At 45.2% G+C, this 14,084-nt stretch carries 16 protein-coding genes; 2 read left to right on the top strand and 14 right to left on the bottom strand.

The window, feature by feature from the left end; translation table 11 throughout:
* Positions 1–74 precede the first annotated feature (74 nt).
* Positions 75–986 (top strand): membrane protein insertase YidC, encoded by a 912-nt coding sequence (gene yidC / locus ACHBHN_RS02030; RefSeq protein ID WP_105160875.1) that lies wholly within the window; start codon positions 75–77, stop codon positions 984–986.
* Between the two features lie 480 nt (positions 987–1,466).
* On the opposite strand, the gene ACHBHN_RS02035 is transcribed toward yidC, so the two are convergent.
* The 11 genes from ACHBHN_RS02035 to xseA form a co-directional block, all read right to left on the bottom strand.
* On the bottom strand, positions 1,467–1,742 hold the full coding sequence (locus tag ACHBHN_RS02035) for an HU family DNA-binding protein (RefSeq protein WP_105106668.1): 276 nt from the start codon (positions 1,740–1,742) through the stop codon (positions 1,467–1,469).
* A gap of 85 nt (positions 1,743–1,827) precedes the next feature.
* Positions 1,828–2,427: a YpmS family protein gene (locus ACHBHN_RS02040; protein ID WP_394733555.1), complete on the bottom strand. Its 600-nt coding sequence runs from the start codon at positions 2,425–2,427 to the stop codon at positions 1,828–1,830.
* On the bottom strand, positions 2,405–3,235 hold the full coding sequence (locus ACHBHN_RS02045) for an SGNH/GDSL hydrolase family protein (RefSeq protein WP_394733556.1): 831 nt from the start codon (positions 3,233–3,235) through the stop codon (positions 2,405–2,407). The genes ACHBHN_RS02040 and ACHBHN_RS02045 overlap by 23 nt, the downstream gene beginning before the upstream one ends.
* Positions 3,228–4,061 (bottom strand): DegV family protein, encoded by an 834-nt coding sequence (locus ACHBHN_RS02050; RefSeq protein ID WP_394733557.1) that lies wholly within the window; start codon positions 4,059–4,061, stop codon positions 3,228–3,230. Before ACHBHN_RS02050 ends, ACHBHN_RS02045 begins: the two co-directional genes overlap by 8 nt.
* A 152-nt stretch (positions 4,062–4,213) precedes the next feature.
* Positions 4,214–4,597: a hypothetical protein gene (locus ACHBHN_RS02055; RefSeq protein WP_394733558.1), complete on the bottom strand. Its 384-nt coding sequence runs from the start codon at positions 4,595–4,597 to the stop codon at positions 4,214–4,216.
* A 155-nt stretch (positions 4,598–4,752) separates the two neighbouring features.
* Positions 4,753–6,414, bottom strand: a complete 1,662-nt coding sequence (recN, locus tag ACHBHN_RS02060) for a DNA repair protein RecN (RefSeq protein WP_394733559.1) — start codon at positions 6,412–6,414, stop codon at positions 4,753–4,755.
* A gap of 3 nt (positions 6,415–6,417) precedes the next feature.
* Positions 6,418–6,843 (bottom strand): arginine repressor, encoded by a 426-nt coding sequence (locus ACHBHN_RS02065; RefSeq protein WP_105111911.1) that lies wholly within the window; start codon positions 6,841–6,843, stop codon positions 6,418–6,420.
* On the bottom strand, positions 6,836–7,657 hold the full coding sequence (locus ACHBHN_RS02070) for a TlyA family rRNA (cytidine-2'-O)-methyltransferase (protein WP_172009233.1): 822 nt from the start codon (positions 7,655–7,657) through the stop codon (positions 6,836–6,838). Before ACHBHN_RS02070 ends, ACHBHN_RS02065 begins: the two co-directional genes overlap by 8 nt.
* The gene (locus ACHBHN_RS02075; protein WP_105123504.1) at positions 7,650–8,522 is read right to left on the bottom strand and encodes a polyprenyl synthetase family protein; all 873 of its coding nucleotides are present in this window, start codon (positions 8,520–8,522) and stop codon (positions 7,650–7,652) included. Before ACHBHN_RS02075 ends, ACHBHN_RS02070 begins: the two co-directional genes overlap by 8 nt.
* 2 nt (positions 8,523–8,524) lie before the next feature.
* The gene (locus ACHBHN_RS02080; RefSeq protein WP_105123503.1) at positions 8,525–8,740 is read right to left on the bottom strand and encodes an exodeoxyribonuclease VII small subunit; all 216 of its coding nucleotides are present in this window, start codon (positions 8,738–8,740) and stop codon (positions 8,525–8,527) included.
* Positions 8,715–10,058 carry an exodeoxyribonuclease VII large subunit gene (xseA, locus tag ACHBHN_RS02085; RefSeq protein WP_394731906.1) on the bottom strand — a complete coding sequence of 448 codons (1,344 nt, stop codon included), beginning with the start codon at positions 10,056–10,058 and terminating at the stop codon, positions 8,715–8,717. Before xseA ends, ACHBHN_RS02080 begins: the two co-directional genes overlap by 26 nt.
* A gap of 144 nt (positions 10,059–10,202) precedes the next feature.
* Here xseA and ACHBHN_RS02090 point away from each other — a divergent pair, with 144 nt between their 5' ends.
* Positions 10,203–11,126, top strand: coding sequence for a neutral zinc metallopeptidase (locus ACHBHN_RS02090; RefSeq protein WP_105160869.1), 924 nt, complete (start codon positions 10,203–10,205; stop codon positions 11,124–11,126).
* Positions 11,127–11,649: 523 nt separating this feature from the next.
* Here the strand turns inward: ACHBHN_RS02090 and ACHBHN_RS02095 are convergent.
* The 3 genes from ACHBHN_RS02095 to ACHBHN_RS02105 all read right to left on the bottom strand — a co-directional run bounded on the left by ACHBHN_RS02095 (position 11,650) and on the right by ACHBHN_RS02105 (position 14,026).
* The gene (locus ACHBHN_RS02095) at positions 11,650–12,495 is read right to left on the bottom strand and encodes a bifunctional methylenetetrahydrofolate dehydrogenase/methenyltetrahydrofolate cyclohydrolase (RefSeq protein ID WP_125265334.1); all 846 of its coding nucleotides are present in this window, start codon (positions 12,493–12,495) and stop codon (positions 11,650–11,652) included.
* A 114-nt stretch (positions 12,496–12,609) separates the two neighbouring features.
* Positions 12,610–13,344 carry an amino acid ABC transporter ATP-binding protein gene (locus ACHBHN_RS02100; protein WP_105110193.1) on the bottom strand — a complete coding sequence of 245 codons (735 nt, stop codon included), beginning with the start codon at positions 13,342–13,344 and terminating at the stop codon, positions 12,610–12,612.
* A 1-nt stretch (position 13,345) separates the two neighbouring features.
* Positions 13,346–14,026, bottom strand: coding sequence for an amino acid ABC transporter permease (locus tag ACHBHN_RS02105; protein WP_105110194.1), 681 nt, complete (start codon positions 14,024–14,026; stop codon positions 13,346–13,348).
* Between the last annotated feature and the right edge of the window lie 58 nt (positions 14,027–14,084).

A 14,084-nucleotide genomic window follows, 5' to 3' on the forward strand; every position in this document is an offset into this window, starting at 1 on the left:
GTAAGTGAAAGACTTGAGAATTTTGACCAAAACAAGTACAATAGAGACTATATTGTAAAAAAGGAAGTTTGAAATTGAAAAATAAACGATTCATCAAATTGTCAGGCTTGTCACTGGCAACTCTGCTCTTCTTGTCGGGCTGTGTGCAGACAGATAAAAGTGGTAATCCGACCGGTTTCATCTGGAACTATCTGGGGCAACCAATGTCTTATCTCATCGAATACTTTGCTGAGAACCAGGCCCTGGGTTATGGTTTGGCCATTATCATCGTGACCCTGATTGTCCGCTTGATTATCCTTCCACTAGGTATTTACCAATCTTATAAGGCAGCTATCCAGTCTGAAAAGATGAACTACCTCAAGCCAATTCTTGGTCCAATCCAGGAACGTATGAAGAATGCAAGTTCTCAGGAAGAACAGCTTGCTGCCCAACAAGAATACTTCGCTACGCAAAAACAGTACGGTGTGAGTATGTTGGGAGGCATGGGTTGTTTACCACTCCTGATTCAGATGCCTTTCTTCTCGGCTATCTACTTTGCGGCTCGCCACACTCCAGGTATTGCTGAGGCTAGTTTCCTCGGTATCGACCTGGGCAAATCCAGCCTGATTTTAACAGCTATTGCAGGTGTACTCTACTATGGACAATCCCTCCTCATGCAGGTCGGTATGGATGAAGAACAGAAAAAGCAAATGAAAACCATGGCACTGATGAATCCGCTCATGATTGTGATGATCTCATTTGGCTCTCCAGCTGGTGTAACCCTTTACTGGGTAGTCGGTGGTCTGATTAGTCTTATCCAACAAGCCATCACCAACTTCATCCTCAAGCCACGCATTCGCAAGCAGGTAGAGGAAGAATTTAAGAACAAACCCTTGAAAGCTGCACCAGGCAAAGTCAAAGATGTGACCCCAGCTGCATCAGCTATCATCGAAGAAAAAGCATCTAAAAAGAAAAACCGCAACGCTGGTAAACAACGTTCGAGATAGAAAGAGACAACCATCTGAAGCAGGTGGTTGTTTTATTTGTAATTAGAAGTCAAAAGTTAAGGAAAAATCCTGAGTTTGTAGACAAAATCTCTTTTCAGACTTTCCTGAGGTGATGTCGGACGGTAGTAAACTTTCTTGTTTCTAGTTTTACTCCTCAAACAGTCCCCCAGACTGTTTGAGCTACCTACGGAATTCCATACCTAGTATTTGAGCCTAAGGTCTCAAATACTCCGAATGTCCGAAACGACAACGTTTCTCATTTTCATCACAGCGGAAAGTCCTGGCTTAGGGCTCGCTCCGCTTGCAAAATAAACTAAATTATCGTTTTTTCTTAGCAGAGCTACTTAGTTTATTTATCCAGAATACAGTTTGCCGACGTTGTGAAATACTGATTTTATGCCCCAAAAATGCCCCAAAACACAGAAAAAAGCCCGTCGGACAAGCTAGAAAGCTTGATATGACGGGCTTTTTAATGCTGAATTATTTTACAGCGTCTTTGAGTGCTTTACCAGCTTTGAAAGCAGGAACCTTAGAAGCTGCGATTTTGATTTCTGCACCTGTTTGAGGGTTGCGACCTGTACGTGCTGAACGCTCACGAACTTCGAAGTTACCGAAGCCAATCAATTGAACTTTCTCACCAGCTGCAAGGTAGTCAGCTACTGCTGCGAATACCGCATCAACTGCTGCTGCAGAATCTTTTTTAGTCAATGAAGTTGCTTCTGCAACTTTTGCGATCAAATCTTGTTTATTAGCCATTTTGCTAAATCCTCCAATTGTTTTCTGAGTGACTACTCACTCTAATATCTTACCCAATTTTAAGCTTTTGGTCAAGCTTAAAGTGTTATTTTATTTCTGTTTTGTAAATATCAACAATAAATTGGTCATTATATAAATCAAGCGTATTCATTTTGGCATAAATCCCTAGCTTATTCTCCATTTCCTGGAGCTGGACCTGCACTCTAGATGCCTCCGTATCCACATGGACATAGTCTGGAAATTTATAATTTTTCTTCAAATAATTTAGAACCTCTGCTTTGGGTAAAGATAGACTGCCTGCTGAAACTTCCATTATTTGCAACATGATACTTCCATCCTTCATCTTGCTTGGCTGGAAATAGAGATAGAGGGGAATTTCCACACCAAACAACTTGTAACTGCCCTCAAAGACAATCTGTTGGCTGGTCAGGGCAATGGAATATTCAAAATCTTTGGTTTGATATTCTTTGAGATAGTTTTCAAGTGTCTGATTCAGCTGTTCTCTTGTGGTCGTAAATGTCCCTATTTTGACATCGTCAGGATTATTTTTTACGAAAACCGTCAAGTCTTCACGCTTATCCTGCACACGATTGATAAGGACAATATAGGCACCAACATTACAAGCTAGAAGTGCCAAAAACAACCATTTCCAAATCTTTATCTTACCATTCTTTTTGGGTTTCATGTATTTTCTCCACGATTGCTTTCTTCATAATTTCATAGCCCGTATTATTGGGATGAAAACTATCTTCGTTGTAGAGTAGATTATTTCTAGTCCCTGCATCAGTGGAACTGACACCCACCTCTTCTTCCAATCCCTTGTAAAGCAAATCATTGATGGGAACAAAGTAAACCTTATCCTGCCCTTCAAGCGTCTTGGCAGTCACGTTATTCCAATTATCCACGATTGTCTGCATTTCGGTCATCTCTGGAAAACTTAAAAAGAAAGGATTGTAAATACCAACAACATAAATAGGTAAATCCTTATTTTGCTTGTGGGCGTAGTCAATAATCTCTTTCAGTCTTTTGGCATAATCCTTGGATGGCTTATTGAAAGAAGATACTTTTAAATCGGTGATATTGTTCATAATCACCTTTCGCAAATCATTTCCACCAACCGTCAAAGTCATCAAATCCGCCCGCTTCAAATCTGCCTGCAATTTCTTATCAGACTTCATCCTTTTTAAAATTTGGTTGCTGGTATTGCCTGCAATGCCATAATTGGCATCGACAACATCCACTGAGAGCTGGTTGGCCAAATCTTGAGCCAGAAGCGGAACAAAGCCACCTTGGCCCGTGGTATCCCCCACACCTTCCGTCAATGAATCACCAATCGCAATATAGTGTAGGATGGGGTGCTCGTCTGACTGACTGATTTCTGAAGGAGTCACCCTTGATGCAGCCTTTGGAATCAGCCGGTCAAACAGAAAGACAGCCAATATCAAGCACAGAAAGAAATAAAAGAGCCCATGAAAAACTTTTCGATTATTCATAGCGTACTAAGACTGCCCAGGCATCTTCACCAGTGTGGGTTTGGATGATAGAGCCGGTTTCTAGAACAGCGATATCCTTGTCTAGGTAGGGCTGTAACTGTTCTTTCATCTGCTGGGCAAAATCTGCTGCGCCTGCATAGGAAATGCCGATTTCAGCCACCTTTTTATCGGCTAATTGACAAATAAACTCATCCAACCATTTCTTGAAGGTCTTGTTGCCCCGGCCCTTCACAATTGGCTCTAGCTGATGATTTTTCATGGTCATAATGACACGGATATTGAGCAAGCTGCTTAAGAGCCCTTGAACGCGACCAATACGGCCACCCTTAACCAGATTTTCAAGCGTCGATACGCCAATATACAATTCTGTTTTTTCTCGCACCTGCTCGATGGCCGCCAAGATTTCCTCCTTGCTAGCCCCAGCTTGAGCCAGACGAGCAGCCTCAACCACCTGGAATTTTGCAGCCTGGTCTGTGAAACTTGAATCAATAACCGTCACATCAACGCCGGACAAGGTTGCCCCTTGACGAGCAGCCTCAACGGTGCCCGAAAGAGCGTGAGATAAGACGATGGCAATCACTTGACTACCGTCCTTGGCCAAATCAGTAAAGGTTTCTGCAAAGACCCCCACTGGAGGTTGGCTGGTCTTCGGCAAGCTCTTAGCATTGCGCATCAGTTGCAAAAATTGCCCCTCTGTCAGGTCGCTATCCGAATAGACCACTCCATCAATCATCACCGAAAGAGGAACAACCGTAATTCCCAGCTCTTCCACCAAGTGTGGCTCGATAGTGGTGCTTGAATCTGTTACAATTTTAATCCTTGACATATTTCATCCTACAATTCTCTACAAATATGTCTACTATTATAACAAAAATCACCTCAAAAATAAAACGCTAGAAATGAAAAAAGGCTAGACCTCTAAAACCTAGCCCTATACTGCTTTCAAGCATTATTGATAAAAAGTAAGATATGTCACACTTACTGAGAAAGCAATTCTTTCAAGGTGAATCCAAACTCAAGTACCAAGAAGACGCCACAGAGAAAGTAGCCAACAGGAAATTCATCCAATCGACTCAGAAATGAGCTGCCAACTGCCTGTAGCGGCAAACTATAAAAATATAGTGTCATGAGCCCAGCACCAGCAAAGAGTAACAGATTGACGGTCTTGGAAAACAGCACCAATTTAAAACAGAAGGCAAGTACAAGAGCCAGACAAAGGATAGCAAAGAGACTACCGCTGAAATAGACCCATCCAGAAATCGTGACAATCTCAAAAGTCTTCAGATTGGGAGTAAAGGCAAAGGGAAGGAATAAACTCAAGACCGATAAAACACCTACAAACCGACCTAGATACTGTTTCATGCTAACCACCTACTTTATATATAGAGTGATTCTTTACATATATTTTGGCAGTTTTCCGTTTTTCTGTGAAGGATTTATATGCTGTATTCTACATTTCATAACAGCCTCAAACTGGTCCCAGCCTGTCAAATCAGTAAGGTTTGACCACTCCCTCATCAGCCTTTCATCACTAATTCTCTGGCCTGCGTTCTGGCTGCCTCCGTCACTGTGTCACCAGCCAACATCTTGGCAATCTCTTCCACCCGCTCATCCGTTGTTAAGAGACGCACACGAGAAACGGTCGAATGCTCGTCCGATACTTTCTCAATAAAAAACTGGTAATCCGCAATCGCAATCACCTGTGGCAGGTGCGAAATCGCCAAGACCTGACCGTATTGACCGATTTTGTAAATTTTCTGGGCAATGGCCTGGGCTACGCGACCAGATACACCCGTGTCCACCTCGTCAAATACAATGGATGTCTTGCCTTCCTTGCGGGCAAAGGCTGATTTAATGGCCAACATGAGGCGAGACAATTCCCCTCCTGAGGCCACCTTGACCAGGGGTTTGAAATCCTCACCAGGATTGGCAGAAATATAAAATTCAACCGTTTCATGGCCCTCCTTGCTGAATTTACCCTTAGTAAATCGAACCTGGAACTTGGCCTTCTCCATATACAAGTCCTGCAATTCCTGGCGAATAACCTCTTCTAAAATCTGGGCCAACTCATGGCGGGCCTGACTCAATTGACCAGCCAAGTTAACCAAGTCTTTCTCCAAGGTCTTGAGCTGGACTTCCAGGTCATCACCAGACAGGTCGTTACCGGTCAAAAGATTGTACTCTTCAGTGATTTTTGCCAAATAATCGAGGACATCGTCGACCGAACCGCCATATTTCTTGGTCATGGTGTTGAGCAGGTCTAAGCGACTTTCCAGCTGCATGAGACGATTGCCGTCAAACTCCAAATTGTCCACCACATCACCCAAACGCTTGGCCACATCCTCCACCACATAGTAGGCCTCGGTCAGGCTGATCGATAGGGCCTTGTATTCTGGGTCGAATTCTTCCAAACTCTGCAGATCCCCCATGGCTGAGCGGATATTGTTGACGCTGGAGAAATCCTCATTGTCCAGGAGGGCGTAGGCATTGGTCAGCGTATCTGCAATCTGCTTATGATTGAGTAGCTTATCCCTCTCCTGATTGAGCTGGACATCCTCACCAAGCTGGAGGTCAGCGGATTCAATCTCCGCAATCTGATACTCCAACATCTCGATACGAGACTTGTGTTCCTGCTCGTTTTTCTGCTTTTCAAGCACGCGCTTGCGGAGGCTACGGTAGGCATCAAAAGTCGCTTGGTAGCTGTCCTTGAGGGTCCAAAAATCCTCTTCTCCAAAGCTATCCAACAGACGAATATGGTGCTGGGACTTCATCAATTCTTCCTGGTCATGTTGACCGTGAATGTCGACCAAGTGCTGACCAATTTGCTTGAGGACAGACAGGTTGACCATTTGACCGTTGACCCGGCTGACCGACCGACCATTTTGCAGGATTTCCCGACGGATAATCAGCTCGTCAGCCACTTCAATCCCCTGCTCCTCCAAAATCTGCTCCAAGGCTCTGCTATGTTCAAAAGAGAAAAGCCCCTCAATCTCCGCCTTGGCAGCCCCGTGGCGGATGACATCAGTAGTCGCCCGCGCCCCCAACATAAGGTTCATGGCGTCGATAATGATAGACTTCCCAGCTCCCGTCTCACCAGAGAGAATGGTCATACCCTTTTCAAAGTTAAGAGAGACCTGCTCGATAATGGCAAAATTCTTAATCGAAACTTCTAGTAACATCCCTTACCACCCTTTAACCATGCGCTCCAACTGAAGCAGTTTTTCCTGGTCCTTCAAGATTAAAAAGATACTATCGTCGTCCGCAATGATGGTGAACAGCTGGTCCTCAAATTGTTCCACAATCTGACGTTTGACAACAATGGCACTTCCAGGCACCAGTTTGATATTGACCATGTTACCCGAATGTGAAAAATCAAGGATATTTTTCGAGCGGACCTTTGCCAGGCCCACCTTAGGCAGACCGTAAATATAGCCCTTGTCAGCTGCTGGCACCTTGATGATACCCAACTCCTTGATATCCCGGGAAACCGTCGCCTGGGTTGCATGGACCCCCATAGCCTCCAAGCGTTCCACAATCTCTTCCTGGGTATCGATCGGATAGCGGACCACCAAATCTTTTATTACTTCTAAGCGTTCTCGTTTATTCATCTTTCTTAAATTCCTCGTGTGCTTGCTCAACCAAGTTACCAATCTGACCCACAACCATATTTTCTGGCTGGTCAGATTTTTCCAAATGAGCCAAAAATTCAATATTGCCCTGACCGCCCTGAACCGGAGAAAAGCTGAGCGCCTTAACGGTAAAGCCAGTCTCCACTGCCATCTTGGTCACGTCCTGCAAAACTTTGACATGAACCTGCTTGTCTTTAACGATACCATTTTTACCAATCTGCTCCCGTCCCGCTTCAAACTGAGGCTTGACCAGGGCTACGACCTGACCGCCGTCTGCCAAAATATTATGCAGGGCTGGCAAGATCAGACTGAGCGAAATAAAGCTGACATCAATAGAGGCAAAACTTGGCTGTCCCTGGTCAAAATCAACCAGTTCAGCATAGCGGAAATTGTACTGCTCCATGGAAATTACACGCTCATCTTGCCGAAGTTTCCAAGCCAATTGATTGGTCCCAACGTCCACGGCGTAAACCAGCTTGGCGCCAGACTGGAGCATGACATCCGTAAAGCCGCCTGTGGAAGCACCAATATCAATGGTCGTCTGCCCTTCAACAGAAATTCCAAAGACCTGCAAGGCCTTCTCTAATTTGAGGCCACCACGGCTGACATATTTTAATTTCTCACCCTTGAGCTTAAGCTCGGTCCCTTCATCGATTTTCTCGCCCGGCTTGTCATAGCGCTCGCCATTGATGACATTGACCACCAGGCCCGCCATGACGCCTCGCTTGGCCTGCTCCCTAGTCTCAAAAAGCCCCTGCTTGTAGGCTAGCACATCTACTCGTTCTTTACTCATTGATTCGTAAACTTTCTAAAATCTTAATGATATTGTCAGACTTGAAATCATAATCCTGAGTCAATTCCTCAAGAATTTTTATAGACTTATCCAAGGCTTCCTCAAGAAGACTCTTAGATTCATCTAAGCCCAACAAAGCTGGAAAAGTTGCTTTCTCAGCCACAAGATCCTTATTAGGCGTTTTCCCTAATTCTTCAAAACTTGCTGTCACATCCAAAATATCATCCCGAATCTGAAATGCATACCCAATCAGCGAGCCCAATTGCCACAATCTCCCTTGGACATATTCTGACTGCTCTGCGATAATACCAGCTGCATAGAAAGGATAAGTCAGGAGACGACCAGTTTTATTCTCATGAATCTTGAAGAGTTCCGTAGCCTCCGGCATCTGCCCCTCCCCTTTCATATCCAACATCTGTCCCCCAACCATACCAAATGTGCCTGAGGAAGTGGCTAGGAACTGAACTAACTGAACAATAATGGGTGATGGTAAGTCGGCACGGGCTACCAAATCAAAGGCATCCAGAAAAAGGCTATCCCCCGCCAAAATAGCTGTAGCTTCGTCAAACTGTTTGTGGTTTGTCAACCGACCTCGACGGTAATCATCGTTGTCCATGGCAGGTAAATCATCATGGATAAGACTTCCCGTGTGAATCATTTCCAAAGCAGCAGCAATTTGATAGTGGGCTTCTGTCACTGTCTTGCCAAATCCCTCCAAAACCTCCAGCAGGATGAGGGGACGAAGGCGTTTCCCTCCTGCTTCTATTGAGTAGAGAATTGACTCAATCAACTCTTCCGAAACACAGGTGTGGGTATTTCTGTAGTAGTTTTCAATGGTTGAGCCTATGAGATTAAATTTATCCATACCTAAACCATCTCACTTTCACTACCATCTGCCTGCATGACCTTAACCAGAGTCTTTTCTGCATCAGCCAAGGTTTTCTGCAAGTCCTTGGACAGGACCATACCCTTTTGGAACTCAGCCAGAGCCTCTTCTAAGGCTACATCTCCCTGCTCCAAGCGGGTCACAATTCCCTCAAGTTCTGCTAAATTTTCTTCAAATGTTTTCATTTTTTTGGACATCCTTTACCTCCACATCCACACGACCATCCTTCATGACAATGGTCAACTGCTCATCTTTTTCAATCTTTTCTACGCTATCAATGACCCGACCAGCCTGCTCCAGAATGGCATAACCGCGCGCCACGATGCGGCTGGTATCCAGCATGGTCATGGCCTCTATCAGCTTGTCAGCCTTGGCCATTTTATTGTCATAAATGTTGGCCATATTGCTCTTGAGCAAGCGTTGCAACTGGCTGACCTGCTCCTGATAACGGCTGACTTTCTGGAGCAATTGCAAGCCCTGTAGGCGTTGCTGGAGCAGGACACTGGCCTGCTTGTTATCCCCGAAAATCTCTTTCATCCTAGTCTGTAGCTGGCTGGTCAACCGGTCTAATTTTTGCACATAGCCATCATACAGCCGTTCTGGCTGCCTGAAAATAACCGACTGACTGATTTTGTCCAGCTGGCTTTGCCGAAACTTAATCCGATTGGTCATAGCCTGGTAGGCACGGTTTTCCTGCTGGTTCAAATAGCCTAAGAGGTCCGCCTTGGTCACCGGTGTCGCCAATTCTGCTGCTGCCGTCGGGGTCGCTGCCCGTCTGTCTGCCACAAAATCCGCCAAGGTCGTGTCCGTCTCATGGCCCACACTAGAAATAATCGGAATTCGCGATTCAAAAATGGCTCGAACCACCATTTCCTCGTTGAATGCCCAAAGGTCCTCAATAGACCCACCACCACGACCGACAATTAAGACATCCAAATCCTCCCTGCTATTTGCTTTCTGGATATTGGCAGCTACTTCCTGAGCCGCTCCCTCACCCTGCACTTTGGTCGGGTAGAGAACAATTTCCACACCAGGAAAACGCCGACTGACTGTCGTGATAATGTCCTGAATGACCGCGCCGCTTGGACTGGTAATGACACCAATTTTCTGGGTAAAGCGAGGCACTTGCTGCTTAAATTCCTGCTTGAACAAGCCTTCTGCAGTCAAGGACTGCTTGAGTTGCTCAAACTTGATTGCCAAGGCTCCGATGCCGTCTGGCTCAGCTTTTTCAATGACGATCGAATAGGATCCACTTGGCTCATAGAGCTGGACCCGACCAATCGCATTGATTTTCATACCTTCTTCCAGCTCAAAGCCCAGATTTTTGTAAATACCTGCCCACATGGTCGCCTGGATAACTGCCTTGTCATCCTTGAGGGAAAAATACTGGTGGGTCGGACGCTTGCGGAAATTGGATACCTGCCCTGTCAAATAAACTTTTTCTAGATAGGGATCACGGTCAAATTTTAATTTTAAATACTTGGTTAAATGACTAACCGACAAATAGTCAACCATGTCAGCTCCTTCTGTCTATATCTCTTTCATTATACCAAAAATCGCAAGATTATTCAGAATTAGAGAATAAATTTGTAATTGCTTTCTTGTGCCTTTTTAGAAATTTTACTATATAATATACTTGAACAAACTTAGGAGTTTTATATGAAGTTAGACAATCAACGACAAAGTAAAAATATAGAGGACAGACGTGGTCAATCCAACGGTGGCTCCTTCTTTCCTGGAGGAACCAGTCGAAGTGGCTCTTCCGGTGGTGGCATGCTCTTGGGGCTACTCTTTTCACGACTAGGCTGGAAGGGAAAAATCATCCTCTTCCTGGTCCTCATACTCTTTGGTGGTAGTTCAGGACTAAGAGGTCTATTGGGCGGTTCATCTGGAGTCAATCCCTATCAATCCGCTCAGGTATCAACTGCAGGGACTGAGGTCTCCGATGAGGATGCTGTCTTTATGAGTAAGGTCCTAGCCTCTACAGAAGATTTCTGGACCCAGGAATTTGACAAAAATGGCATGACCTACAAGGCTCCAACTCTGGTCTTCTACACTGACCAAACCAGCACAGGATGTGGAATGGGATCAGCCCAAGCGGGTCCCTTCTACTGTTCTGCTGACCGAAAAATTTATATCGATACCTCTTTCTATCAAGAATTAGGTAACCGCTACAAGGCTAAAGGTGACTTTGCCATGGCCTACGTCATTGCCCACGAAGTTGGTCACCATGTTCAAAACGAGCTAGAGGTCCTCGGTGCCTACCATAAGGAGCGCGCCCGTCTGTCTGACAAGGAAGGAAACGCCCTCAATGTTCGTCTGGAACTGCAGGCAGACTACTATGCTGGTGCTTGGGCCAAATTTGTCGATGGCCAAGGCATGCTAGATGCTGGTGACATCGACGAGGCCATGCAGGCAGCCCATGCAGTAGGTGACGATACCCTGCAAAAAGAAGCCTACGGCCGGACTGTCCCAGACAGTTTCACTCACGGTACATCCGAACAGCGCAAACGCTGGTTTGACCGTGGTTATACCTACGGAGACCTGGCACATGCTGACAGTTTCTCTGTTCCAAATCCATAAGATGTTAAGGTTGGGCATAAAGTCCAACCTATGGCTATTTGATTAGCAAAAACATATTGACGCAGGGGTTGATTGGCAGTTTCGTTCGCGTTTAACGCTCCGAATCTGACCATTACGACTGTTGCGAACAAAGTTCGCTCTAGTTCCAACCTCAAAAGGTTCACTGAACCTTTTGAGGTGTGCGGGGGTGGGAGTGAAACAGTCTGGGGATAGACTGTTTCAGCTCAACAACTGGAAATAAGGACTTGTTGACGAACTCTCTTTTCATTAGTCGAGTTCTTTCCCGCTCCCTTTTTTGTGACAGAAAAGGCGCCGACCTCAGTCGACACCTAAAGGAGATTAGGAAAATTCAAGAAAACCACTGTAAGCATTCTTGAATCCTGGGGTAAAAGGGTGTTCCCATTACTAGGAACACCCTTATTGTAAACCTTTACATATAAATTATAATCAGTCCAAAGGCTGAATTTATAAAAATGTATATTAACCAGTAATAAAAGAGCAGAATAACCTGCCCTTCCATCTTCTATAATGACCGCTTAAAAGCCTCGAAAGTCTGCTCCATCAGCATGGTAATGGTCATCGGACCGACACCACCTGGAACAGGGGTGATGTGACTAGCAAGTTCGGCAACTTCATCATACTTGACATCGCCAATCAGCTTGCCATTTTCATCACGGTTCATCCCCACATCAATGACAACTGCACCTGGTTTGACAAATTCCTTGGTGACAAAATGTCCACGGCCGATAGCTACCACCAAAATATCCGCCTGACGAGCCAAGTCTGGCAAGTTTTTGGTCCGAGAATGGGCAATGGTCACAGTCGCATTGGCATCCAAGAGGAGCTGGGCCATGGGCTTACCAACAATATTTGAACGGCCAATGACTAGAGCTGATTTACCTTCCAAGTCAATCTGGTATTCCTTAAACATCTCCATAATTCCAGCAGGAGTTGAAGGAATCATGACTGCATGACCAGACCAGAGTTTCCCCATATTGGTCGGATGGAACCCATCCACATCCTTGTCAGGATCAATAGCCAAGAGCACCTTTTCTTCATCAATATGAACAGGTAGAGGCAGTTGGACCAGGATACCGTGCCAATTCTCATCTTGATTGTACTTGTCAATCAGGTCCAATAATTCATTCTCTGAGATAGACTCTGGAAGGCGAACAACGTCACTCTTAAAACCAGCAGCCAAAGCCGAACGTTCCTTGTTTCGTACATAGACCTGGCTGGCAGGATCTTCACCAACCAAAATGACCACAAGACCTGGAACCAAGCCTGTCTTTTCTTTCATTTCTGCAACCTTGTCTGCCAGGGCCGTCTGCAATTTCGCCGCCAGGGCTTTACCATCAATAATTGTCATGCCAACTCCTTATTGTTTTCTTTCATTATACAAAAAACAGGGACAATTTCCCAACCTGCTCTGCTATTTTTCAAAAAAATAAGAAAAACCCCGAACAATGCCGGAGTTACTGGTCTATAGTACCTTAGATAAAAAGTCCTTGGTTCGCTCTTCCTTGGTCTGGTCAAAGACTGCTTCAGGACTGCCCATCTCAACGATATAGCCCCCATCCATGAAGATAACTCGGTCTGCGACCTCCTTGGCAAAGCCCATTTCATGGGTCACGATAACCATGGTCATCCCAGCTTTGGCTAAATCCTTCATAACCGCCAATACCTCTCCAACCATTTCAGGGTCAAGGGCAGATGTCGGCTCATCAAAGAGGAGCACATCTGGGTCCATAGCCAGACCACGCGCAATGGCAATCCGCTGTTGCTGACCACCTGAGAGACTTTGTGGATAGGCCTGGGCCTTGTCTGGCAAACCAACCTTTTCTAACAATTCCAAGGCTTTTTTCTCAGCCTCTGCCTTGGCAATCCCCTTGGTCTTAATGGGCGAAAGGGTGATATTTTCCAGAACAGTCATATTGGGAAATAGATTAAACTGCTGGAAGACCATGCCCATCTTCTCTCGCATCTTGAAAATATCGTTGGACTTATCCGTAATATCCACGCCCTCAAAGGTCACCGTCCCCTTGGTTGGTACCTCAAGTAGGTTCATGGTCCGCAAGAAAGTCGATTTCCCAGATCCTGACGGTCCGATAATAACCACTACCTCTCCCTGCTCCACATCCAAGTCAATTCCTTTCAGAACTTCATTTTCCCCGAAATACTTGTGTAAATCTCTAATTGAAATAATTGTTTCCGCCATCTTAATGGCCTCCCTTGTTCATTTTCTTCTCAAAATGCTGGATGACAAGCGTCAGCAAGCTGGTCAAAATCAAGTAATAAAATGCTGCAAAAATCAGTGGCTCCAAAGGAATATAAGTCGTAGACGAAACCGTCGTTGCCCCATTCCAAAGCTCCATAACCCCAATCGTAGACAGGAGTGAGCTATCTTTGACAATGGTCACAAATTCATTTCCCAAGGCTGGAAGGATATTCTTAATGGCCTGTGGCATGATGACATAACGCATGGCCTGTTTTGGTCTAATCCCTAGAGAATAGGCCGCCTCCAGCTGCCCTTTAGGAACCGCGTTGATACCTGCCCGGACCACCTCTGACACATAGGCACCTGAGTTCATAGATAGGATAATAATACCTGGCAAAAGACGGGTCAAGTCAACAGACAAAATCCCCAACTGGAAGGTCGGTGCTGCAATGTGGGTCATGGTAAAACCAATCATAATCTGCACCACCATTGGCGTACCACGGAAAATCCATACATAGATATTGGCAAACCAGGCCAAAATTTTATACTTGCTCCGCTGGGCAAAGGCTAACAAGACACCGATGATGCTCCCGAAAAGGACGACAAAACTGGCAATGATGAGAGTTACCAAGGCCCCATAATTAAAATAAGCAATATAATCATTCAAAAAAGAAAAATTCATTTCATCCACTACTCCATTTTTTCATATACTCACTACTATACCACGTCTTGAATAAATA

The organism is Streptococcus sp. A22 (assembly GCF_043674215.1).
In the GTDB taxonomy this organism is placed as follows: Bacteria; Bacillota; Bacilli; order Lactobacillales; family Streptococcaceae; genus Streptococcus; species Streptococcus suis_V.

Excerpts from the sequence above, each read along its gene's own strand:
- ACHBHN_RS02035 (WP_105106668.1), bottom strand. The coding sequence starts at position 1,742 with ATGGCTAATAAACAAGATTTGATCGCAAAAGTTGCAGAAGCAACTTCA.
- ACHBHN_RS02040 (WP_394733555.1), bottom strand. The coding sequence starts at position 2,427 with ATGAAACCCAAAAAGAATGGTAAGATAAAGATTTGGAAATGGTTGTTT.
- ACHBHN_RS02045 (WP_394733556.1), bottom strand. The coding sequence starts at position 3,235 with ATGAATAATCGAAAAGTTTTTCATGGGCTCTTTTATTTCTTTCTGTGC.
- ACHBHN_RS02050 (WP_394733557.1), bottom strand. The coding sequence starts at position 4,061 with ATGTCAAGGATTAAAATTGTAACAGATTCAAGCACCACTATCGAGCCA.
- ACHBHN_RS02055 (WP_394733558.1), bottom strand. The coding sequence starts at position 4,597 with ATGAAACAGTATCTAGGTCGGTTTGTAGGTGTTTTATCGGTCTTGAGT.
- recN (WP_394733559.1), bottom strand. The coding sequence starts at position 6,414 with ATGTTACTAGAAGTTTCGATTAAGAATTTTGCCATTATCGAGCAGGTC.
- ACHBHN_RS02065 (WP_105111911.1), bottom strand. The coding sequence starts at position 6,843 with ATGAATAAACGAGAACGCTTAGAAGTAATAAAAGATTTGGTGGTCCGC.
- ACHBHN_RS02070 (WP_172009233.1), bottom strand. The coding sequence starts at position 7,657 with ATGAGTAAAGAACGAGTAGATGTGCTAGCCTACAAGCAGGGGCTTTTT.
- ACHBHN_RS02075 (WP_105123504.1), bottom strand. The coding sequence starts at position 8,522 with ATGGATAAATTTAATCTCATAGGCTCAACCATTGAAAACTACTACAGA.
- ACHBHN_RS02080 (WP_105123503.1), bottom strand. The coding sequence starts at position 8,740 with ATGTCCAAAAAAATGAAAACATTTGAAGAAAATTTAGCAGAACTTGAG.
- xseA (WP_394731906.1), bottom strand. The coding sequence starts at position 10,058 with ATGGTTGACTATTTGTCGGTTAGTCATTTAACCAAGTATTTAAAATTA.
- ACHBHN_RS02090 (WP_105160869.1), top strand. The coding sequence starts at position 10,203 with ATGAAGTTAGACAATCAACGACAAAGTAAAAATATAGAGGACAGACGT.
- ACHBHN_RS02095 (WP_125265334.1), bottom strand. The coding sequence starts at position 12,495 with ATGACAATTATTGATGGTAAAGCCCTGGCGGCGAAATTGCAGACGGCC.
- ACHBHN_RS02100 (WP_105110193.1), bottom strand. The coding sequence starts at position 13,344 with ATGGCGGAAACAATTATTTCAATTAGAGATTTACACAAGTATTTCGGG.
- ACHBHN_RS02105 (WP_105110194.1), bottom strand. The coding sequence starts at position 14,026 with ATGAATTTTTCTTTTTTGAATGATTATATTGCTTATTTTAATTATGGG.